This window comes from Streptomyces sp. ADI96-02, from assembly GCF_003846185.1.
In the GTDB taxonomy this organism is placed as follows: Bacteria; Actinomycetota; Actinomycetes; order Streptomycetales; family Streptomycetaceae; genus Streptomyces.
The window spans coordinates 1,191,256-1,211,658 of the sequence record NZ_ML123034.1 but is presented as its reverse complement, the minus strand read 5'-3'; the positions used below and the strand labels follow the sequence as shown (position 1 = coordinate 1,211,658).

Genomic DNA, 20,403 nt, shown 5'->3' with positions numbered 1-20,403 from the left:
GAGGAGTCACGATGAGCATGGCTGTGGCCGGCCTGTTGGCCGGCATGGCGCTCGGATTCGCCGGGTACTTCGGCGGGTTCGGAGCTTTCCTCCTGGTGGCTGCGCTGGGCGCGGTCGGCTTCATCGCCGGCCGGTTCCTCGACGGCGACCTCGAACCCGGCGACTACTTCCGCAGTCGCGAGCGCGGCGACCGGCGACGGTGACGCCGGTGACCGGGCGGGTCGCTCCCGCCGAGCGGGGCGAGACCCGGATCGCCGACCGGGTCGTCGCCAAGATCGCCGCCCAGGCGGCGAAGGAAGCCGTCGCCGAACCGCCCGCGGACGGCGCGTCGCCGCGGGCCACGGTCACCGTGCACCGCGACTCCGCCCGGGTGCGGGTCAGCCTGGAGCTCGGCTACCCCTCGGACGTCGGGAGGCAGTGCGGGGCCGTGCGCCGCCGCGTCGTCCAGCGGGTCGAGGCGCTGGCGGGCATGGAGGTGCCCGAGGTGGCCGTCCAGGTCGAACGACTACACGCGGTGGGAGCCGTGGCAGCCGCACAGGGGGGGATCCGATGACCGGACCGGGCGAACCGACCGGCTCCACCCGGCGCATGCCCGCGGTGGACCGGGGCGGCGACGACGCGCGCGCTCCGGACGGCGACGCGCCGTCCGGAGCGAACACCGCGGTCCCCACGCTCGACCGCGCCGACGGACGGGCGGGCCGCTTCTGGTCCGCGCGGCGCGTCCCGGCCGCCCTGCTGGCCCTGGTGCTCCTGGGCGCCGCCGGACTGCTGCTCTACGACATCGCCGCCGTGCGGGCCGGCCATCCGGCCATGCAGTGGCGCCGCTCGCTCGCCGAAGGGCTCGCCGACCACCGCCTGGACTCCGTCGCGGTGATCGTCGGGGCCGCCGTCGCCGCGGCGATCGGCCTCTGGCTGATCCTGCTCGCCCTCACCCCCGGCCTGCGCGACCTGCTGCCCATGCGCCGCGACCGTACGGGCGTACGCGCCGGACTCGACCGTACGGCGGCGGCGCTGGTCCTGCGGGACCGGGCCGTGGAAGTGCCCGGCGTGCAGTCCGTCCGGGTCAGGATGGGCCGCCGCAAGGCGAAGGTGAAGGCCCTGTCGCACTTCCGGGAACTCGACGAGGTACGGGCCGATCTGGACACCACGCTGGGGACGGCCGTCGGGGAACTGGGGCTGGCGAAGCCGCCCGGCCTCTCCGTCCAGGTCCACCGTCCCGCGAAGAAGGGATGAGCGGCATGCGCTCCACCGTCAACCGGGCCCTGCTGTGCCTGGGCGGGCTGATCCTGGTCGTCGTCGGCGGAGCGGTGCTGGCCGTCTCCGTCGGCGCCTCCGTGCCGTCCTGGTGGCCCTGGGACGGCAAGGGGGACGTGCTGCTCAGCACCTCCTCCCGGCAACGCTGGCGCGACGACGGCTGGTGGTGGCCGACGGTCATCGCGGTGCTCGCGGTGCTGGTCGTCCTCGCCCTGTGGTGGTTCCTCGCCCAGCTGCGGCGCGGTCGCCTCGCCGAGGTGCTGGTGGACAGCGGCGACGGCGAGGGAGCCGTGCTGCGCGGCCGGGCCCTGGAGGACGCGCTCGCCGACGAGGCCGGCGCGCTCGACGGGGTGGCCCGCGCCCAGGTGGCCCTGACCGGCCGCCGCACCGCGCCCCGCACCCGGGTCCGCCTCCTGATGGAGCCGCACGCCGCGCCAAAGGCGACGCTGGGCGCCCTGGCCGACGGAGCGCTGACGCACGCGCGGACCTCGGCCGGTCTGGAGTCGCTGCCGGCCGAGGTCCGCCTCAAGGCCGTCAAGCACCGCGCGGAGCGGGTGTCCTGACGGGCCGAGGGACGGCGGTGTGCTCCCGCGGCGTCAGAAGCCCCGGCGCGAACCGCCGTCGACCGGCACCATGAGGCCCGTCAGGTAGGAGGCCGCGGGGGAGAGCAGGAAGGCCGCGGTCTTCCCGAACTCCTCCGGCGTTCCGTAGCGCCGCAGCGGGATGCGCGCCTCGCCGGCGGTGCGGGCCGCCTCGGCGTCGCCCGACAGCGCGTCCAGCTCGCGGACCCGGTCGGTGTCGATCCGGGCGGGCAGCACCCCGACGACCCGGATGCCGCGCGGGCCGAGCTCGTCGGCGAGCGACTTGGCGAAACCGGCGAGGCCGGGACGCAGCCCGTTGGAGATGGTCAGCCCCGGGATCGGCTCGTGGACCGACCCGGACAGGACGAAGCCGATGACGCCGCCCTCGCCGAGCGCGGCGGCCGTCGTCCGGGCGAGCCGGACCGCTCCGAGGAACACCGTCTCGAACGCCGTCTGCCACTGGTCGTCCGTGTTGTCCGCGAGGAAGCCGGGCGGGGGACCGCCGACGCTGATGAGGATGCCGTCGAGCCGCCCGAAGCGGTCGCGCGCCTCGTCGACCAGGCGCTGGGCCGCGCCCGGATCGGCGTTGTCGGCCGCGAGCCCGACGGCGTCCGGCCCCACCTCCGCCGCGGCCTCCCGGGCGCTCTCCTCGTCCCGGCCCGTGATGACCACCTTCGCGCCGTCGGCGGCCAGGGCGTGCGCCGTGGCGTTGCCGAGCCCCCGGGTGGCGCCGGTGACGATGTACACGCGGTCCTTCAGTCCAAGATCCATGGCCCTATCCTGCCGCGTCCTCCCCGGCGAGGGCCACCGCCGTGTTCACCAGGCCGATGTGGCTGAACGCCTGGGGGAAGTTGCCGAGCTGCCGCCGTGCGCCGATGTCGTACTCCTCGGCCAGCAGCCCCACGTCGTTGCGCAGCTCCAGCAGCCGCTCGAACATCGCCTCCGCCTCCGCCCGTCGCCCGGTGTGGAGCAGGGCGTCGGCCAGCCAGAACGAGCAGACGATGAACGAGCCCTCGTCGCCCGGCAGCCCGTCGACGGATTCGCCCTCGGTGCTGTAGCGGCGGACCAGGCCGCCTCCGTCCAGTTCGTCGCGCACCGCGTCGACCGTCCCGACGACCCGCGGGTCGTCGGGCGGGAGGAAGCCGGTGCGCACGATGAGGAGCGTGGAGGCGTCCAGCTCCCGCGATCCGTAGGACTGGGTGAAGGTGTTGCGCTCCGCGTCGAACCCCTTCTCGCACACCTCCGCGTGCACCGCGTCGCGCATGGCCCGCCAGCGGTCCGCGTCGCCCGGCAGCGACGGGTCGTCCTCCAGCGAGCGCACGGCCCGGTCGGCGGCGACCCAGGCCATCACCTTGGAGTGCACGAAGTGCCGTCGCGCGCCCCGGATCTCCCAGATGCCCTCGTCCGGCTCCCGCCAGCTCGACTCCAGGAAGCCGAGCAGGCTCAGCTGGAGGTTCCAGGCGTGCGGCTTGTCGTCCATTCCGGTGTCCCGGGCCAGCCGCAGGGCGTCGATCACTTCGCCGTACACGTCCAGCTGGCGCTGGCGGACCGCCGCGTTGCCGATGCGGACCGGCCGGGAGTTCTCGTAGCCGGGGAGCCAGGGCAGCTCCATCTCCGGGAGCCTGCGCTCCCCGGCCAGCCCGTACATGATCTGGAGGTCGGCGGGGTCTCCGGCGACGGCCCGCAGCAGCCAGTCCCGCCACGCCGCCGCCTCGTCCAGGTAGCCCGCCGAGAGCAGCGCGCCGAGGGTCAGGGTGGCGTCCCGCAGCCAGCAGAAGCGGTAGTCCCAGTTGCGTACGCCTCCGATCTCCTCGGGCAGCGAGGTGGTCAGGGCCGCCACGATGCCTCCGGTCGGAGCGTAGGTGAGGGCCTTCAGGGTGATCAGCGAGCGGATGACCGCCTCGCGGTGGGGGCCCCGGTAGGTGCACTTCTCCGTCCACTTCGCCCAGTCGTGCAGCGTGTGCTTGAGGGCCTTGTGCGGGTCGATCAGCTTGGGGCGCTCCGAGTGCGAGGGATGCCAGGTGAGCGCGAAGGCCACGCTCTCGCCCGCGGAGACGGCGAAGGCGGAGCAGGTGCTGAACTGCTGGCCCCATGTCTTGACCGGCGGCTCGCTGCGCAGCCAGACGGAGTCGGGCCCCGCGACCGCGACCCGGTGGCCGTGCGAACGCCGCACCCACGGCACCACCGAGCCGAAGTCGAAGCGCAGCCGCAGGACGGAGCTCATGTCCACCGTGCCGCTGACGCCCTCGATGATCCGCATCACGTCGGGCGACTTGTCGCGCTGCGGCATGAAGTCGATGACCTTGACCGTGCCGGTCCGCGTCTCCCACCACGTCTCCAGGACCAGGGAGTCACCCGCGTAGGCGCGCCGGGTGCAGGTGTCCGACACGTCGGCGCCCTTGGGCGCGATCCTCCACTGGCCGTTCTCCTCGGTGCCCAGCAGGGCGGCGAAGCAGGCTCCGGAGTCGAAGCGGGGCAGGCAGAGCCAGTCGACGGAGCCGTTCCTGCCGACGAGGGCGGCGGTCTGGAGATCGCCGATCAGGGCGTAGTCCTCGATGCGTGGGGTCACGCTGAGGCGTGTTCCCGAACCTGACGCTTGTTAAGCAGGCCGGCGGGTGTGCGGGACGCCTCAGGCGCTCGCCGGTTCGGGCCGCCTGGGCGCTTCGGCGTCCCGGCGCACGGCCGCCGCCTCCGCGCGGTCGCGCTTCTCGCGGCGTACGAGGATCACCCAGCCGACGGGGACCGCGGCGGTGAACAGCCACCACTGCACGGCGTACGCCATATGGGCGCCGATCGAGCCGTCGTCGGGGGAGGCGATCTGCTCGGGCAGGCCGCCCGACGGCTCCGGATCCGTCTGCTCGATGTACCCGCCGAGGACGGGCCGGGAGAGCAGCGCGGACTGCTGCGTGCTGTTGATCAGCATCACCTGCCGGTCCGGCAGCCCCGCGAGGTCCTTGATGCCGCTGCTGCCGGTCGTCTCGTCCGCCTTGAGGCGGCCGGTGACGGTCACTTCGCCGCGCGGAGCGGCCGGCACGTCGGGGAAGTCCGTCTGGTTCGGCGCGGCGGGGACCCAGCCCCGGTTGACCAGGACGGTGCCGCCGCCCTTCAGGTCCAGCGGGGTCAGGACGTGGACGCCGATCCGTTCGTCCTGCGCGGTGCGGCGGCGCACGACGACCTCGTGCTCGGTGTCGAACGTCCCCGTGGCCGTGACCGCCCGCCAGTAGTCGGCGCGCGGCACGGTGTGGCCGGGCGAGGTCAGGTCGGTGACCGGCTCCGGGCGGGCCTTGAGGTTCTGCGAGATCAGGGTGTTCTGCGCGACCCGCTTCTGGTGCCGGTGGAGCTGCCAGAAGCCCAGCTCGATCATCGTCGGGATCAGTACGAGAGCGAGGAGGGTGAGGATCACCCACTGCCGGGTCAACAGGAAGCGGTACACCCCATGACCGTACAACCGGGGCCACGGGGTGCGGCACTCAGGGGTGCGGTCCGGGCCGGTTCACTCCGGGGACGGGCCGGGGGACTGGTGCGGCAGGGCCGCCGACCCTCCGGAGGCGGCGGGCGCCACGTCGCGCAGGAGGTGGGTGAAGGCGCTCTCCTCCAGGATCGGGGTGCCGAACGCCTTCGCCTTCTGCGTCTTGGACGTCGCCGCGTCCGGGTCGTTGGTCACCAGCAGGCTGGTGAGCCGGGACACGCTCGTCGCCACGTGCAGACCGGCCTCCACGGCCCGGTCCTCCAACAGCTCCCGGTCGATCGAGGTGTCGCCGGAGAACGCCACCCGCATGCCCTGCATCAGCGGCTCGTCCCGCTGATACCGCCCCGGGTTCGGATACGGGCAGGCCGGGCGCTTGCGCGAGGGCCGCCAGCTCGTGGACCGGTACGCGCTCTGGTAGCCGACGCGCGGCGCGAGCGGCGAGTCGGACCACTCGGTCAGCGGACGGCACTCCAGCAGCGGCAGCCGCACCCCGTCCCGGGCCGCCGCGTGCAGACTCGGCCGGAACGCCTCGGCCAGCACCCGGGCGTCGTCCAGAGCGTGGTGGGCCTGCTGCTGCTCGACGCCGAAGTGCGCGGCGAGCGAGGCCAGCTTGTGGTTGGGCAGCGGCAGCCCGAGCTCCTTGGCGAGCGCGATTGTGCACAGCCGCTGCTCGACCGGGGCGACGACCGAGGCGCGGGCGTACTCGCGGGCGATCATCGACCAGTCGAAGGCGGCGTTGTGCGCGACGAGCACCCGGCCGGCGAGCCGGGCCGACAACTCCCGCGCCACCTGGGGGAAGAGCGGCGCGTCGTTCAGGACGACGCTGGTCAGCCCGTGGATCCACACCGGCCCGGGGTCCCGCTCCGGATTGACCAGCGTGTACCAGTGGTCCTCGACGTCGCCCCGGGCGTCGAGCCGGTAGACGGCGGCGGACACGATCCGGTCGTCGCGGGCGAGCCCGGTGGTCTCCACGTCGACGACCGCGTACCCCTGGGGGTACGCGGCCGGCCACGGTGCGGCTGTCTGGCGGTCGTCGAGCATGGTCACAGAGAATACGGGCCGCGACTGACAGCGGCCCATCCGGCCGCCCGGCGCACCGCGCCCGAAGCCGCCCTCCGGCCGGCGCGACCGCGAACTCCCCGCCCTGCGCACCGCCTTGGGGCCGCGGGCGGCCGGGCGGGTCGGCTTCCGGGCAACTGCCTTGCCCGGAAGGAGGTTTGTCCCGGTCCCCTGGTGTGCGCTCCGCACATCCTGAGCGGAGCCGCCTTGGTGGAAAGTGCCAAATTCCGCTGACGCCACGTCTCGCATACTTGTCGGTAACAACCTCTATCCCTCCGCGCCCGGCGGCTCTACGGTGCTCGCATGGAGCCGAACCTGCCCGATGTCGTGCTGTGGTCGATACCGGCCTTCGTACTGCTCGCCGTGATCGAAGTGGTCAGCTACCGCCTCCATCCGGACGAGGACGCCGCCGGGTACGACGCCAAGGACGCCGCCACCAGCCTCACCATGGGCCTCGGCAGCCTGTTCTTCGACCTGATGTGGAAGCTGCCCATCCTGGCGATCTACACGGCGGTGTACGAGTTGACGCCGCTCCGCGTCCCCGTGCTGTGGTGGACCGTTCCGCTGATGCTGCTGGCGCAGGACTTCCTCTACTACTGGTCCCACCGAGGCCACCACGTCATCCGCATCCTGTGGGCCTGCCACGTGGTCCACCACTCCAGCCGCAAGTTCAACCTCACCACCGCGCTGCGCCAGCCCTGGACCTCCGCGAGCGTCTGGCCCTTCTACCTGCCGCTGATCGCCTGCGGCGTGCACCCGGCGGCGCTCGCCTTCTGCCAGTCGGCTAACCTCGTCTACCAGTTCTGGGTGCACACCGAGCGGGTCGGCAAGCTGCCCAGGCCCTTCGAGTACGTCCTCAACACGCCCTCGCACCACCGCGTCCACCACGCCTCGCAGGGCGGTTACCTGGACCGCAACTACGGCGGGATCCTGATCGTCTGGGACCGGGTGTTCGGGTCCTTCGCGGCGGAGACCGAGCGGCCCGTCTACGGGCTCACCAAGAACATCTCCACCTACAACCCGCTGCGCGTCGCCACCCACGAGTACGCCGCCATCGCCCGTGACGTCAGGGCGGCCGACACCTGGAGCGAGCGGGCCGGGCGGATCTTCCGCGGCCCCGGCTGGCAGCCCGCCCCGCGTCCAGGGGCGGGGGGCGCGCCCGCGTCCGCCGCCGAGGAGCACCGGTCCGCCGCCGCTTCCGCCGCCGCCGAGTCCACCCGATGAGCACCACGGCGGCCCGCCCCGCCCCCGTGCGGACGGCCGAGCGCTTCGCCCGCCCGCTGCTCCTCGCCTTCCTCGTGGCGGCAGCCGCCGACCTGGCCGGGCTCATCACCGGCTACGACCCCGCCCACCTGGTCGCCAAGCCGCTGCTGATGCCGCTGCTCGCCGGATACGCGGCGGTCCGCGGCGCACCCCGGCTGCTCGTCGCCGCCCTGCTGTTCGGGTGGGGCGGCGACGTCCTGCTCCTGCTCGACAGCGATCCGGCCTTCCTGCTCGGGATGGGCTCCTTCGCCGCCGGGCATCTCTGCTACCTGCTTCTCTCCGGACGCGGAAGGGCGCCGCTGCCGGCGGCGGCCGGGTACGTCCTGGTGCTGTCCGTCTTCCTCGTCCTGATCTGGCCGGACCTCCCGGGCGAGCTGCGCGTCCCGCTGGCCGGCTACAGCCTGCTGCTCACCGCGATGGCCTGGCGGGCCGGCGCCCTCGGCGTCCGGGCGGCCGTCGGCGGCGGTCTCTTCCTGCTCTCCGACGCCCTCATCGCCACCGGCATCGCCGAGTGGCCGAGCCTGCCGGCCCCCGGATTCTGGGTGATGCTCACCTACATCGCGGCCCAGGGGCTGCTGACCGCCGGGGTGCTCGCCGCGGGTGCGGGCAGAGCGGCCGGGGGGAGTGCGGGGGCGCGGAGGAGCGGGGCGTACCGTGCGGGGGACACCCGCACCTGAGACCGGCAAGGACCCCACGTATGCGCGCCACCGTCATCCACGCTCCCCACGACATCCGGGTGCGGGAGGTGCCCGACCCGGTGGTCCAGCAGCCCACCGACGCGGTGGTGCGGGTCCTGCGGGCCTGCATCTGCGGCAGCGACCTGTGGGCGTACCGCGGCGAATCGGCCAGGCAGCCCGGCCAGCGCATCGGCCACGAGTTCCTCGGCGTGGTGGAGGAGGCCGGCTCCGAGGTCGACGGCTTCGCCGCCGGCGACCTGGTCGTCGCCCCGTTCGTCTGGTCCGACGGCACCTGCGCCTACTGCGCCGAGGGCCTGACCACCTCCTGCGCCGCGGGCGGCTTCTGGGGCTCGGACGGTTCGGACGGCGGGCAGGGCGAGGCCGTCCGCGTCCCGTTCGCCGACGGCACCCTGGTGCGGCTCCCGGCCGCCGCCGCGTCCGACGACCGCCTGCTCACCGCCCTCCTGGCCCTCTCGGACGTGCTGGGCACCGGGCACCACGCGGCCGTCGGCGCGGGTGTCCGGCCGGGCAGCACCGTGGCGGTCGTGGGCGACGGCGCGGTCGGGCTCTGCGGGGTGCTCGCCGCCAAGCGGCTGGGAGCCGAGCGGATCATCGCGCTGGGCCGGCACACCGCCCGCACCGACATCGCCCGCACCTTCGGCGCCACCGACGTGGTGGCCGAACGCGGCGAGGCCGCTCTCGCCGCCGTACGCGAGCTGACCCGCGGTGAGGGCGCGCACTGCGTGATCGAGGCCGTCGGCACCGAGCAGTCCATGCGCACCGCCCTCGGCGTCGTCCGCGACGGCGGGGCCGTCGGCTACGTCGGCGTGCCGCACGGCAGCGCCACCGGGGTGGACCTGGCGGAGATGTTCGGCCGCAACATCGCCCTGCGCGGCGGTGTCGCCCCCGTGCGCACCTACATACCCGAGCTGCTGCCCGACATACTGGACGGCACGATCGACCCGTCCCCCGTCTTCGACCGCAGCGTCACCCTCGACGGCGTGCCGGACGGCTACCGGGCGATGGACGAGCGCACCGCGCTCAAGGTGCTCATCACCCCGTAGCCGCGCGGCCCGACGGCAGGGGGCGGGGGCCCGGAGCGTCGCGCCCCGGCCCCCGCCCGGTGTCGGGCCGGCTACCGGCGGACCGCGTCCAGCGCGTCCACCACTCCGGCTCCGTAGAAGCCGTTCTTCTGCTTGCCGCCCTCGCAGACCGCGTCGACGGCGCCGTCGCCGTCGATGTCGTACGGCTCACCGCACGCCTTGGCGTCGGCCTCCAGGCTCAGCAGCGCCTTCACCGCGGCGGGCGAGGCGTACGGGTGCTTGGACTTGATCAGGGCCGCGACGCCCGCGACGTGCGGCGACGCCATCGACGTACCGGCCTTGTAGCCGAACTTGCCGCCCGGCAGCGTGGAGAGGATCAGCCCGCTGGTGGCCGGCGGCGCGGGGGTCTGGTAGATCGTCGAGTCGCCGCCCGGGGCGGCCACGTCGATGATGCCCCGGCCGTAGTTGGAGTAGGAGGACTTGAGGCCCTTGGCGCCCGTGGCGGAGACGGTGACGACGCCCGGCAGCATGGTCGGGATGTCCGGGCACAGCCGCGGGTCGACCGTCCGCGTCACCGTCTCGGTGTCGTTCGGGCTGGTCGTGTCCTCGATCGCGTCGGACGCCAGGTCGTGGTCGGAGTTGCCCGCGGCGGCGACGTTCACCGTGCCGCGGCGCTCGGCGTAGCGGACGGCGCGGGTCAGGGCCTCGACCAGAGCGCCCTGGTCGGGGTCGTTCTTGCAGTTGAACAGCCAGGGGTCGGTGTAGTAGCTGTTGTTCGTCACGTCGACGCCGTGCTCGGCGGCCCAGACGAACCCGCACACGACGGCCTCGGCGTAGAAGAAGCCGTCCGGGTTCGACACCTTGATGCCGGAGACCTTCACGCCCGGAGCCACGCCGGTCACCCCGACGCCGTTCTTCGCGGCGGCGATGGTGCCCGCCACGTGCGTGCCGTGGTCGCTCTCGCCCGCCGCCGGACGCCAGGAGCCGTCGGTGGTGTCCGGAGCGCCCGACACGCAGTTGGCCGAGGCCGCGCGGTCGAAGTTCGGCGCCAGGTCCGGGTGCGTGTCGTCGACGCCCGTGTCGATGACGGCGACGGTGACCTTCTTCGAGCCGAGCGACTTCTGGTGCGCCTGGTCCGCCTTGATCGCGGGCAGCGACCACTGAAGCGGCTCCAGCGGGTCCTGTCCGGCCTTGGCGTCCTCGGCGGCGGCTGCCGCCTGCGCCGCGCTCAGCGGCTGGGCTATCGCCCCGACGTCCTTGGTCGCCTGCGGCACGATCGGGTTCGTCCGGGTGGCGCCCGCCGACTGCACGCCGCGCACCTTGCGGATGGTCTCGCCGAAGGCCGGGTTCTGCGAGTGGACGACGATGACGCCGATCTGGTCGTAGGCCACGACGACGGTGCCGCCGGCCCGCTCGACGGCCTTCTCCACCTGCTTGACGGCGCCGTGCCCGCCGCGGGTGTTGACGACGTACGACAGTTTCGGGCCGTCCGTCCGGACGGTCGCGGCGGCGGGTTGTCCGGTGGGCGCCGCAGCCGCCGTCGCCGACGGCAGGAAGCCGATCGAGGCGGTCAGCGCGAGTCCGACGGGCAGCGCGAGCGCGCGGGTCCGTCTCGATGACAGATGAGCCATGGGTTCTCCACATCATCCGTGCCGGTCGACCGGACACCTGGCGTGTCGGTCGCGTACATGACGAGTGAAGCTATCGCTGATCTTCTCGGTACATCAACGTTTATGGGTAAGAGAGTTCGAAGAGTCCCCGCGGCGGCTGCACGCGCATGGGCGAGTTCCGGACACCGGACCGGTCCGAGAAGACCGAAGAGGGCGTGAACCGCTTCGTCGCGGCCTCCGTGCCGTTGTCCAGGAGACACATCACCGCTCTCTCCCGTGAGGTCTCCTGTGACACCTGCCGTCCCCCACTTCACCGCACCCCCGTCGCGAGGAGATTCCGTGGCTACCGACGCACCGCCGCCCGAGGGCCGTCCGCACACCGGCCCCCTCCAGCCCACGACCGAGGCGTTCGTCGCGGTGCAGGCCGGCGCGGAGTTCGCCGAACTGCGCCGGTCGCACCGCTCCTTCGCCTTCCCGCTCACCGTCGCGTTCGTGACCTGGTACCTGCTCTACGTCCTGCTCTGCAACTACGCGGGCGGATTCATGGCCACCAAGGTCGTCGGCAACGTCAACATGGCGCTCGTCCTCGGACTCGCCCAGTTCGCCACCACCTTCCTCATCGCGTGGTTCTACTCCCGCCACGCCGCCACCAAGCTCGACCCGAAGGCCGACGCGATCAAGTCCCGTATGGAGGCCGACGCATGAGCGCCGCCCATGTCGCACACCCCGCCGTCCTGCTCGCCGCCGAAGGCGCCAGCGAGCACCGGCCGCTGATCATCACGCTGTTCGGCGCCTTCGTCGTCGCGACCCTGTTCATCACCGTGTGGGCCGGCCGCCAGACCAAGAGCGCCGCCGACTTCTACGCGGGCGGACGCCAGTTCACCGGTTTCCAGAACGGCCTCGCCGTCTCCGGCGACTACATGTCCGCCGCGTCCTTCCTCGGCATCGCCGGCGCCATCGCGCTCTTCGGGTACGACGGCTTCCTCTATTCCGTCGGCTTCCTCGTCGCCTGGCTCGTCGCCCTGCTGCTGGTCGCCGAACCGCTGCGCAACTCCGGCCGCTACACCATGGGCGACGTCCTCGCCTACCGGATGCGCCAGCGCCCCGTCCGCACCGCCGCCGGCACCTCCACGATCGTCGTCTCGATCTTCTACCTGCTGGCGCAGATGGCGGGCGCGGGCGTCCTCGTCTCGCTGCTGCTCGGCATCACCAGCGACGCCGGGAAGATCCTCATCGTCGCCCTGGTCGGCGTGCTCATGATCCTCTACGTCACCATCGGCGGCATGAAGGGCACCACCTGGGTGCAGATGGTCAAGGCCGTCCTGCTCATCGCGGGCACCCTGCTCATCACCTTCCTGATCCTGCTCAAGTTCGACTTCAACATCTCCGACCTGCTCGGCACCGCCGCCAGCAACAGCGGCAAGGGCGCGGCGTTCCTGGAGCCCGGACTCAAGTACGGCGCGACCGGCACCTCGAAGCTCGACTTCATCTCCCTCGGCCTCGCGCTCGTCCTCGGCACCGCGGGCCTGCCGCACATCCTGATCCGCTTCTACACCGTTCCCACCGCCAAGGCCGCCCGCAAGTCCGTGAACTGGGCGATCGGCATCATCGGCGCGTTCTACCTGATGACGATCGTGCTCGGCTTCGGGGCCGCGGCGATCCTCAAGCCCGCCGACATCATCGCCTCGAACAAGGCGGGCAACACGGCCGCCCCGCTGGCCGCCCTGGAGATCGGCGGCGGCTCCGGATCCACCGGCGGAGCCATCCTGCTCGCCGTGATCTCCGCCGTCGCCTTCGCGACCATCCTCGCCGTCGTCGCCGGACTCACCCTCGCCTCCTCCTCGTCCTTCGCGCACGACATCTACGCCAACGTGATCCGCAGGGGGAAGGCCACCGAGAAGGAGGAGGTCCGCGCCGCACGCTGGGCGACCGTCGCCATCGGCGTCGTCTCCATCGCCCTCGGCGCGCTCGCCCGCGATCTGAACGTGGCCGGTCTGGTCGCCCTCGCCTTCGCGGTCGCCGCCTCCGCCAACCTGCCCACGATCCTCTACAGCCTCTTCTGGAAGCGCTTCACCACGCAGGGGGCCCTCTGGTCCATCTACGGCGGCCTCGCCTCCTCCGTCCTGCTGGTGCTCTTCTCGCCGGTCGTCTCCTCCAAGCCGACCTCGATGTTCCCGGGCGTCGACTTCGCCTGGTTCCCGCTGGAGAACCCCGGCCTGATCTCGATCCCGCTCGGCTTCCTGCTCGGCTGGGCCGGCTCGCTGCTCTGCAAGGAGAAGCCGGACGCCGAGAAGTACGCCGAACTGGAGGTCAAGTCCCTGACCGGCATCGGAGCGCACTGAGCCGCGCACGGAGACAGGGCGCGGACGCGCCGGCCGGCGCGTCCGCGGAGCCCTCCGGCTCATCGCCCACCGCGCGGGCCGGGCCGCGTCGTAGAGTCCTACGACGCGGCCCGGCCGCACTTCGCGGCCATCGCGACCCCGCGATGTCAGCGCTCTCCCGTAGGCTCCAAGGAGCCGGCGTCTCCACAGGGCGCCCACCGCACCACGCGGACACCAGCGGGGGAGGGACCCACCGTGCTCATCGACACCTATGACAGGGTCGCCACCGACCTGCGCGTGTCACTGACCGACAAGTGCAACCTGCGCTGCACCTACTGCATGCCCGAGGAAGGGCTCCAGTGGCTCAGCAGGAACGAGCTGCTGTCCGACGACGAGATCGTGCGCCTGATCCGCGTCGCCGTCACCTCCCTCGGCGTCACCGAGGTCCGCTTCACCGGCGGCGAGCCCCTGCTGCGCCCCGGCCTCGTCGGGATCGTCGAGCGGTGCGCCGCGCTCACCCCGCGCCCGCGCATGTCCCTCACCACCAACGGCATCGGCCTCCGGCGGACGGCCGCGGCCCTCAAGGCCGCCGGGCTCGACCGGGTCAACGTCTCGCTGGACACCCTGCGCCCCGACGTGTTCAAGGCCCTCACCCGCCGGGACCGCCACCGGGACGTGCTGGAGGGCCTCGCCGCCGCCCGCGACGCCGGACTCACCCCGGTCAAGGTCAACGCCGTCCTCATGCCGGGGCTCAACGACGACGAAGCCCCCGACCTGCTGGCCTGGGCCGTCGCCCACGACTACGAGCTCCGCTTCATCGAGCAGATGCCGCTGGACGCCCAGCACGGCTGGAAGCGCGACGGCATGATCACCGCGGCGGACGTCCTGGCCTCGCTGCGCACCCGCTTCACCCTCACCGCCGAGCAGGACGGGACCCGCGGCTCCGCCCCCGCCGAGCGCTGGACCGTCGACGGCGGCCCGCACCGGGTGGGCGTGATCGGGTCGGTCACCCGCCCCTTCTGCCGCGCCTGCGACCGCACCCGGCTCACCGCCGACGGACAGGTCCGCACCTGCCTGTTCGCCCGCGAGGAGACGGACCTGCGCTCCGCCCTGCGCTCCGGCGAGCCGGACGAGGAGATCGCCCGCCTCTGGAAGCTGGCCATGTGGGGAAAGAAGGCCGGATCCGGTCTGGACGATCCGTCCTTCCTCCAGCCCGACCGCCCGATGTCGGCGATCGGCGGCTGACGCTCAGCCCTCGCGCGGCTCCGGCTCCTCCCAGTCGGCCAGCGCCACGACGTCCTTGAGGAAACCGCGCACGCCGAGGAACGAGGACAGATGCTCCCGGTGCGCCTCGCACGCCAGCCAGGTCTTGCGGCGCTCCGGCGTGTGCAGCTTCGGGTTGTTCCAGGCGAGGACCCACACCGCGGCCTCCCGGCAGCCCTTCGCGGAGCAGAGCGGGGAGCCGGCGGCGTTCTCGGCGGACGTCTCGGGGAAGATCACGGCATCCAGCCTAAGGGCTGACCCGACGGGCGGCCGACGCGTCCCCAGCCGGACGGAACAGAAGCCTCTGCTGGACAGAACGGGAGAGAACCGGCGACAACCGGAGAAAAAACGACGCCGAGCAGCCACGGGGGGAGCTGCCCGGCGTCGGTCCGTCGCTCCGACGGGGGATGCGGAGCGCCTTCGAAGTATGTCACGGGGACCGGGGTGCGGTGCACAGGAACGTCATGATTGATCCGAGCACTTTTCGAACTTTTCCGAGCTTCCGAGGGCCGTTCCTCAGTCGTGATCCTGCGTCGGCGGCATCCGGCCCGCCGCCCCGTCGTGAGCGCCGGCCGCCGTGCCCCCGGCCGCCGGACCGGCCTCCAGCGCGGGACGCAACGGCGGCGCGACGAACGTCGAGGGCAGCGAAGTGACGTTCTCCCGGCCCGCGTTGGCGATGACCACGGCCACGTACGGCAGCAGCACGCCGAGAGCGAGGCACACGATCGCGACATGCTGCTCGACGTTCCACAGGACCGCCGCCAGCACCACCGACACCGTGCGCACGGACATGGAGATCACATAGCGCCGCTGCCGGCCCCGCACGTCCTCGGCCAGCCCCCGACGGGCTCCCGTGATCCGGAAGACCTCCGCGCCTTCGTTCCTCCGCATCATGCTCCACCACCAGATCTCTGTGCCGGACACTCCCGGACCGGGCCGCATCCACGGTACGCCGCGCTTCGGCCGCGCAGGAGACCGGGGCGCGCCCGCTCGCCCGTCCGCGAGCGGGCGCCCTCCAACGGCCCCGCCCGATATGCGCCCCGCGCCCCGCGGACCGACACTGGCCGGACGCGCACTCCGCGCCGCACGAGGAGGCGAAATGGGCTGGTTGTGGGCAATCATCGTGGGCCTGGTGCTGGGGGTGATCGCCCGAGCGATCCTGCCCGGCAAACAGGACATCCCGCTCTGGCTGACCGTCGTGTTCGGCATCCTCGGCAGCATCCTCGGCAACGCCGTGGCGACCTGGATCGGCGTCAACAACACCAAGGGCATCGACTGGACCCGCCATGTGCTGCAGCTCATCGGCGCGATCGTCGTCGTCGGCGTCGGGGACATGCTCTGGCAGTCCGTCAAGGGCCGCAGACGCGGAACCCGGGCCTGAGAAACAGAGGGCACCGCGGCCGGAACCGCCCCGAGAAGCGGTTCCGGCCGCGGTGCCGTACGTTCCGCGGGCGCGCCGGTCAGCCGGCCGGGACGACCTCGACGGCCGCCAGGTTCTTCTTGCCGCGCCGCAGCACCAGCCAGCGCCCGTGCAGCAGTTCGCCGGCCGCCGGAGCGGCCTCGCCGTCGGCGACCTTCACGTTGTTCACGTAGGCGCCGCCCTCCTTGACCGTGCGGCGGGCCCCCGACCTGCTCGGCGCGAGGCCGACCTCCACCAGCAGGTCCACCACCGGCGCGAGCTCGGCCACCCGCGCGTGCGGCACCTCGGACAGGGCGGCGCTCAGCGTCGCCTCGTCCAGCTCACCCAGCTCACCCTGGCCGAACAGCGCCTTCGACGCCGCGATGACCGCCGCGCACTGCGCACCGCCGTGCACCAGCGTCGTCAGCTCCTCGGCCAGCGCGCGCTGCGCGGACCGGGCCTGGGGCCGCTCCTCGGTCAGCTTCTCCAGCTCCTCCAGCTCCGCCCGGCTCCTGAAGCTGAGGATGCGCAGGTAGCGCGAGATGTCCCGGTCGTCCACGTTCAGCCAGAACTGGTAGAACGCGTACGGCGTGGTCATCTCCGCGTCGAGCCAGACCGCGCCGCTCTCGGACTTGCCGAACTTCGTGCCGTCCGCCTTCACCATCAGCGGCGTCGCCAGCGCGTGCACGGCGGCGCCCGGCTCCAGCCGGTGGATCAGGTCGATGCCCGCGGTCAGATTGCCCCACTGGTCGCTGCCGCCCTGCTGGAGCACGCAGCCGTAGCGGCGGTACAGCTCCAGGAAGTCCATGCCCTGGAGCAGCTGGTAGCTGAACTCGGTGTAGCTGATGCCCTCCTGCGACTCCAGCCGGCGGGCGACCGAGTCCTTGGTGAGCATCTTGTTGACACGGAAGTGCTTGCCGATGTCCCGCAGGAACTCGATCGCGGACAGACCCGCGGTCCAGTCCAGGTTGTTCACCATCGTCGCCGCGTTCTCGCCCTCGAAGGAGAGGAACGGCTCGATCTGCGAACGCAGCCGCGCCACCCAGGCGGCGACGGTCTCCGGGTCGTTCAGCGTCCGCTCGGCGGTCGGGCGAGGGTCGCCGATCTGGCCGGTGGCCCCGCCGACCAGCGCCAGCGGACGGTGCCCCGCCTGCTGGAGCCGGCGCACGGTGAGCACCTGCACGAGGTGTCCCACGTGCAGGCTCGCCGCGGTCGGGTCGAAACCGCAATAGAACGTGACGGGACCGTCCGCGAGAGCCTTGCGCAAAGCGTCCTCGTCAGTGGACTGGGCGAACAGCCCGCGCCACTTCAGCTCGTCGACGATGTCCGTCACGGTTCCGGTGCTCCTTGTCAATGGCAGAGATGTACGTCAGGGGCTCAGACGCCCCGGCCAGTCTAGGCCGGTCACACCCCCCGGCTGACCGAGCTCATGTTGAAGTCCGGGATGCGCAGCGCGGGCATGGCGGCCCGGGTGAACCAGTCCCCCCACTCGCGCGGCAGCGTCCGCTCGGTGCGCCCCGCCTCCGAGGCCCGCGACAGCAGGTCGACCGGCGACTCGTTGAACCGGAAGTTGTTCACCTCGCCGACCACCTCGCCGTCCTCCACCAGATAGACGCCGTCCCGGGTCAGCCCGGTCAGCAGCAGCGTCGCCGGGTCGACCTCCCGGATGTACCAGAGGCAGGTCAGCAGGAGCGCCCGCCCGGTGGTCGCGGCCACCATCTCCTCCAGGGAGCGCTCGCCGCCGCCGTCCAGCACCAGGTTGTCGATCTCCGGCGCCACCGGAAGCCCGGTCAGGGCGGCCGTGTGCCGCGTCGTCATCAGCCGCTCCAGCCTCCCCTCCCGCACCCAGTCCGTCGGGGCGAGCGGCAGGCCGTTGTCGAAGACGGAACCGCTGTCGCCGGAGGAGTGGGCGATCACGAAGGGCGCCGACTCCAGCCCCGGCGCGTTCGGGTCGCTGCGCAGGGTCAGCGGCAGCGGCGACAGCGTCTCGCCCAGCCGTGTGCCGCCGCCCGGCCGGGAGAACACCGTGCGGCCCTCGGCGGCGTCCCGGGCGGTGGACGACCAGAGCTGGTAGATCAGCAGGTCGGCCACGGCGGTCGGGGGCAGCAGCGTCTCGTACCGCCCGGCCGGCAGGTCGATCCGCCGCTCGGCCCAGCCCAGCCGCCGCGCCAGCTCCGCGTCCAGGGCCGCCGGATCGACGTCCCTGAAGTCCCGCGTGGCCCGGCCCGCCCACGCGGAGCGGGTCCGGTCGGGCGACTTGGCGTTCAGCTCCAGCGTCCCGTTCGGCTGGTCGTGGCGCAGCCGCAGCCCCGTCGACGTACCGAGGTAGGTCGAGGTCAGCTGGTGGTGGGCGAACCCGTACAGCTCGCGGCCCCCGGAACGGGCGCGGGCGAAGGCGTCGCCGAGCGCCGGGGCGAAGTCCGCGAAGACCTCCGAGCCCGTCTCGGCGGGCGCGTCGCGGAAGCCGGCGGACGGCTCCACCCCGCTCACCAGCGGCTGCGCGTCCTCGGCCGGTCCGGCACCGCGCGCGGCGGCCTCGGCGGCCCGGACCAGCGGCTCCAGGTCGTCGGCGGTCACGGCGGACCGGGACACCACTCCGGACGCCGTGCCCTTCGCCCCGTCGACGGTCGCGACGACGGTCAGGGTCCGCCCCCGGGTCACCCCGTTCGTGGTGAGCGCGTTGCCCGCCCAGCGCAGATTGGCGGAGGAGTGCTCGTCGGCGATGACCACCAGGCCGTCCGCGGTGGACAGCTCCAGAGCCCGCTCGACGATCTCGTACGGCTTGCTGACGCGGCTCATCGTCCGGCCTCCTGCGTCGTGTTGAGGATGTTCACGCCCCGGAAGAGGGCGGAGGGGCAGCCGTGCGAGACCGCCGCGACCTGGCCCGGCTGGGCCTTGCCGCAGTTGAACGCGCCGCCCAGGACGTACGTCTGCGGGCCGCCGACCTTCTCCATCGAGCCCCAGAAGTCCGTGGTCGTCGCCTGGTACGCCACATCGCGCAGCTGCCCGGCCAGCCTGCCGTTCTCGATCCGGAAGAAGCGCTGCCCGGTGAACTGGAAGTTGTAGCGCTGCATGTCGATCGACCACGAGCGGTCGCCGACCACGTAGATCCCGCGCTCCACCCCGCCGATCAGATCCTCCGTGGAGAGCCCGCCGGGGTCCGGCCGCAGCGACACGTTCGCCATCCGCTGTACGGGGACGTGGCCGGGGGAGTCCGCGTAGGCACAGCCGTTGGAGCGGCCGAGGCCCGTCAACTTCGCGATCCGGCGGTCCAGCTGGTAGCCGACCAGGGTGCCGTCCTTGACCAGGTCCCACGACTGCGCCTCGACGCCCTCGTCGTCGTACCCGATCGTCGCCAGCCCGTGCTCGGCCGTGCGGTCGCCGGTCACGTTCATCACGGGCGAGCCGTACGCCAGCTTCCCCAGCTGGTCGAAGGTGGCGAACGAGGTCCCGGCGTAGGCCGCCTCGTAACCCAGCGCCCGGTCCAGCTCGGTGGCGTGGCCGATCGACTCGTGGATCGTCAGCCACAGGTTCGACGGGTCGACGACCAGGTCGTACGTCCCCGCCTCCACGCCCGGCGCGCGCATCTTCTCCGCGAGCAGGCCCGGGATCGCCTCCAGCTCGCCCTCCCAGTCCCAGCCGGTCCCGGTCAGGTACTCCCAGCCGCGCCCCGCCGGCGGCGCGATGGTCCGCATCGAGTCGAACTCGCCGGTCGTCCCGTCCACCGCGACGGCGGTGAACTGCGGATGGATCCGCACCCGCTGCTGCGTGGTGACGGTCCCCGCCGTGTCCGCGTAGAACTTGTTCTCGTGCACCGCCGTCAGGGAGGCGTCCACGTGCGCGACGCCCTCCGCGCCCAGCAGCCGGCCGCTCCACTCGGCGAGCAGCGCCGCCTTCTCGTCGTCCGGTACGGAGAAGGGGTCGACGTCGTACGCGGAGACCCAGGTGCGCTCCCCGTGCACCGGCTCGTCCGCCAGCTCGACCCGCTCGTCGGAACCGGCCGCCGCGATCACCCGTGCCGACAGCTTGGCCATGGCGACGGCCTGCGAGGCCACCTTCGCCGCCGCGTCCATCGTCAGGTCCACACCGGAGGCGAACCCCCACGCCCCGCCGTGCACCACCCGTACCGCGTAGCCGAGGTCGGTGCTGTCCGACCCTCCGGCCGGCCGCGCGTCCCGCAGCCGGCGCGAAGCGCTGCGCACCCGCTCCAGCCGGAAGTCGGCGTGCTCGGCGCCGAGCGCCCGGGCCCTGGCGAGGGCGGCGTCGGCGAGGGCGCGCAGCGGCAGGGCCAGGAATGACTGATCTACCTCGTGGGGCACGGGGAATTCCCTTCTCGATACACCACGGCAGTGAACCACGCCGGCGGGGGCCGCACCGGGCGATGTCCCGGACGGGGGCACGGCGTTCGCCGTCGCCCCGGACTGTAGGAACCCGACAGCACCCCGGACAAGCCACTGTCAGGGC

The 20,403-nt window shown here is 72.7% G+C and carries 21 protein-coding genes; 11 read left to right on the top strand and 10 right to left on the bottom strand.

Annotated elements, in window-relative coordinates; genetic code table 11:
* Positions 1-11 precede the first annotated feature (11 nt).
* The 4 genes from EES43_RS05305 to amaP are packed head-to-tail and all read left to right on the top strand — an operon-like array spanning position 12 to position 1,817.
* A complete protein-coding gene (locus tag EES43_RS05305) occupies positions 12-203 on the top strand; it encodes a hypothetical protein (RefSeq protein ID WP_124267617.1) in 192 nt (63 codons plus the stop codon).
* Entirely contained in the window at positions 200-553 is a 354-nt protein-coding gene (locus EES43_RS05300) for a hypothetical protein (RefSeq protein WP_124267616.1), read from the top strand. The genes EES43_RS05305 and EES43_RS05300 overlap by 4 nt, the downstream gene beginning before the upstream one ends.
* Entirely contained in the window at positions 550-1,233 is a 684-nt protein-coding gene (locus EES43_RS05295; RefSeq protein WP_124267615.1) for a DUF6286 domain-containing protein, read from the top strand. Before EES43_RS05300 ends, EES43_RS05295 begins: the two co-directional genes overlap by 4 nt.
* 5 nt (positions 1,234-1,238) lie before the next feature.
* Positions 1,239-1,817 (top strand): alkaline shock response membrane anchor protein AmaP, encoded by a 579-nt coding sequence (gene amaP, locus EES43_RS05290; protein WP_124271795.1) that lies wholly within the window; start codon positions 1,239-1,241, stop codon positions 1,815-1,817.
* 33 nt (positions 1,818-1,850) lie between these two features.
* Here the strand turns inward: amaP and EES43_RS05285 are convergent, their stop codons facing one another.
* From EES43_RS05285 to EES43_RS05270, 4 genes are read right to left on the bottom strand one after another with little or no spacing between them, the layout of a single operon-like run.
* Positions 1,851-2,606: an SDR family oxidoreductase gene (locus EES43_RS05285; protein WP_124267614.1), complete on the bottom strand. Its 756-nt coding sequence runs from the start codon at positions 2,604-2,606 to the stop codon at positions 1,851-1,853.
* A 4-nt stretch (positions 2,607-2,610) separates the two neighbouring features.
* Complete coding sequence (locus EES43_RS05280) at positions 2,611-4,404, bottom strand: glycoside hydrolase family 15 protein (RefSeq protein WP_124267613.1); 1,794 nt, start codon at positions 4,402-4,404, stop codon at positions 2,611-2,613.
* Positions 4,405-4,464: 60 nt separating this feature from the next.
* The gene (locus EES43_RS05275; protein WP_124267612.1) at positions 4,465-5,268 is read right to left on the bottom strand and encodes an SURF1 family cytochrome oxidase biogenesis protein; all 804 of its coding nucleotides are present in this window, start codon (positions 5,266-5,268) and stop codon (positions 4,465-4,467) included.
* A 60-nt stretch (positions 5,269-5,328) separates the two neighbouring features.
* Positions 5,329-6,351 carry a DEDDh family exonuclease gene (locus EES43_RS05270; protein WP_124267611.1) on the bottom strand — a complete coding sequence of 341 codons (1,023 nt, stop codon included), beginning with the start codon at positions 6,349-6,351 and terminating at the stop codon, positions 5,329-5,331.
* Positions 6,352-6,666: 315 nt separating this feature from the next.
* Between EES43_RS05270 and EES43_RS05265 the strand changes: the two genes are divergently transcribed.
* The 3 genes from EES43_RS05265 to EES43_RS05255 are packed head-to-tail and all read left to right on the top strand — an operon-like array spanning position 6,667 to position 9,367.
* A complete protein-coding gene (locus tag EES43_RS05265) occupies positions 6,667-7,587 on the top strand; it encodes a sterol desaturase family protein (RefSeq protein ID WP_124267610.1) in 921 nt (306 codons plus the stop codon).
* Positions 7,584-8,303 carry a lysoplasmalogenase gene (locus EES43_RS05260; protein ID WP_124267609.1) on the top strand — a complete coding sequence of 240 codons (720 nt, stop codon included), beginning with the start codon at positions 7,584-7,586 and terminating at the stop codon, positions 8,301-8,303. The genes EES43_RS05265 and EES43_RS05260 overlap by 4 nt, the downstream gene beginning before the upstream one ends.
* A 20-nt stretch (positions 8,304-8,323) precedes the next feature.
* Entirely contained in the window at positions 8,324-9,367 is a 1,044-nt protein-coding gene (locus EES43_RS05255; RefSeq protein ID WP_124267608.1) for a zinc-dependent alcohol dehydrogenase family protein, read from the top strand.
* A 71-nt stretch (positions 9,368-9,438) separates the two neighbouring features.
* Here the strand turns inward: EES43_RS05255 and EES43_RS05250 are convergent, their stop codons facing one another.
* Positions 9,439-10,977: a S8 family peptidase gene (locus EES43_RS05250; protein WP_124267607.1), complete on the bottom strand. Its 1,539-nt coding sequence runs from the start codon at positions 10,975-10,977 to the stop codon at positions 9,439-9,441.
* A gap of 318 nt (positions 10,978-11,295) precedes the next feature.
* Here EES43_RS05250 and EES43_RS05245 point away from each other — a divergent pair, with 318 nt between their 5' ends.
* The 3 genes from EES43_RS05245 to moaA all read left to right on the top strand — a co-directional run bounded on the left by EES43_RS05245 (position 11,296) and on the right by moaA (position 14,522).
* A complete protein-coding gene (locus EES43_RS05245; RefSeq protein ID WP_124267606.1) occupies positions 11,296-11,661 on the top strand; it encodes a DUF485 domain-containing protein in 366 nt (121 codons plus the stop codon).
* Entirely contained in the window at positions 11,658-13,298 is a 1,641-nt protein-coding gene (locus EES43_RS05240; RefSeq protein WP_124267605.1) for a solute symporter family protein, read from the top strand. The genes EES43_RS05245 and EES43_RS05240 overlap by 4 nt, the downstream gene beginning before the upstream one ends.
* 234 nt (positions 13,299-13,532) lie before the next feature.
* Positions 13,533-14,522, top strand: coding sequence for a GTP 3',8-cyclase MoaA (moaA, locus tag EES43_RS05235; RefSeq protein WP_241192327.1), 990 nt, complete (start codon positions 13,533-13,535; stop codon positions 14,520-14,522).
* A gap of 3 nt (positions 14,523-14,525) precedes the next feature.
* Here the strand turns inward: moaA and EES43_RS05230 are convergent, their stop codons facing one another.
* Positions 14,526-14,777 (bottom strand): hypothetical protein, encoded by a 252-nt coding sequence (locus tag EES43_RS05230; RefSeq protein ID WP_124267603.1) that lies wholly within the window; start codon positions 14,775-14,777, stop codon positions 14,526-14,528.
* Positions 14,778-15,056: 279 nt separating this feature from the next.
* The gene (locus EES43_RS05225; protein ID WP_206430164.1) at positions 15,057-15,434 is read right to left on the bottom strand and encodes a DUF3099 domain-containing protein; all 378 of its coding nucleotides are present in this window, start codon (positions 15,432-15,434) and stop codon (positions 15,057-15,059) included.
* A gap of 205 nt (positions 15,435-15,639) precedes the next feature.
* Between EES43_RS05225 and EES43_RS05220 the strand changes: the two genes are divergently transcribed.
* Positions 15,640-15,921 (top strand): GlsB/YeaQ/YmgE family stress response membrane protein, encoded by a 282-nt coding sequence (locus EES43_RS05220; protein ID WP_124267601.1) that lies wholly within the window; start codon positions 15,640-15,642, stop codon positions 15,919-15,921.
* Between the two features lie 79 nt (positions 15,922-16,000).
* On the opposite strand, the gene tyrS is transcribed toward EES43_RS05220, so the two are convergent.
* From tyrS to EES43_RS05205, 3 genes are all read right to left on the bottom strand, one after another.
* The gene (tyrS, locus tag EES43_RS05215) at positions 16,001-17,272 is read right to left on the bottom strand and encodes a tyrosine--tRNA ligase (RefSeq protein WP_124267600.1); all 1,272 of its coding nucleotides are present in this window, start codon (positions 17,270-17,272) and stop codon (positions 16,001-16,003) included.
* A gap of 71 nt (positions 17,273-17,343) precedes the next feature.
* Entirely contained in the window at positions 17,344-18,738 is a 1,395-nt protein-coding gene (locus EES43_RS05210; protein ID WP_124267599.1) for a metallopeptidase TldD-related protein, read from the bottom strand.
* Positions 18,735-20,258 (bottom strand): TldD/PmbA family protein, encoded by a 1,524-nt coding sequence (locus EES43_RS05205; RefSeq protein ID WP_124267598.1) that lies wholly within the window; start codon positions 20,256-20,258, stop codon positions 18,735-18,737. Before EES43_RS05205 ends, EES43_RS05210 begins: the two co-directional genes overlap by 4 nt.
* Between the last annotated feature and the right edge of the window lie 145 nt (positions 20,259-20,403).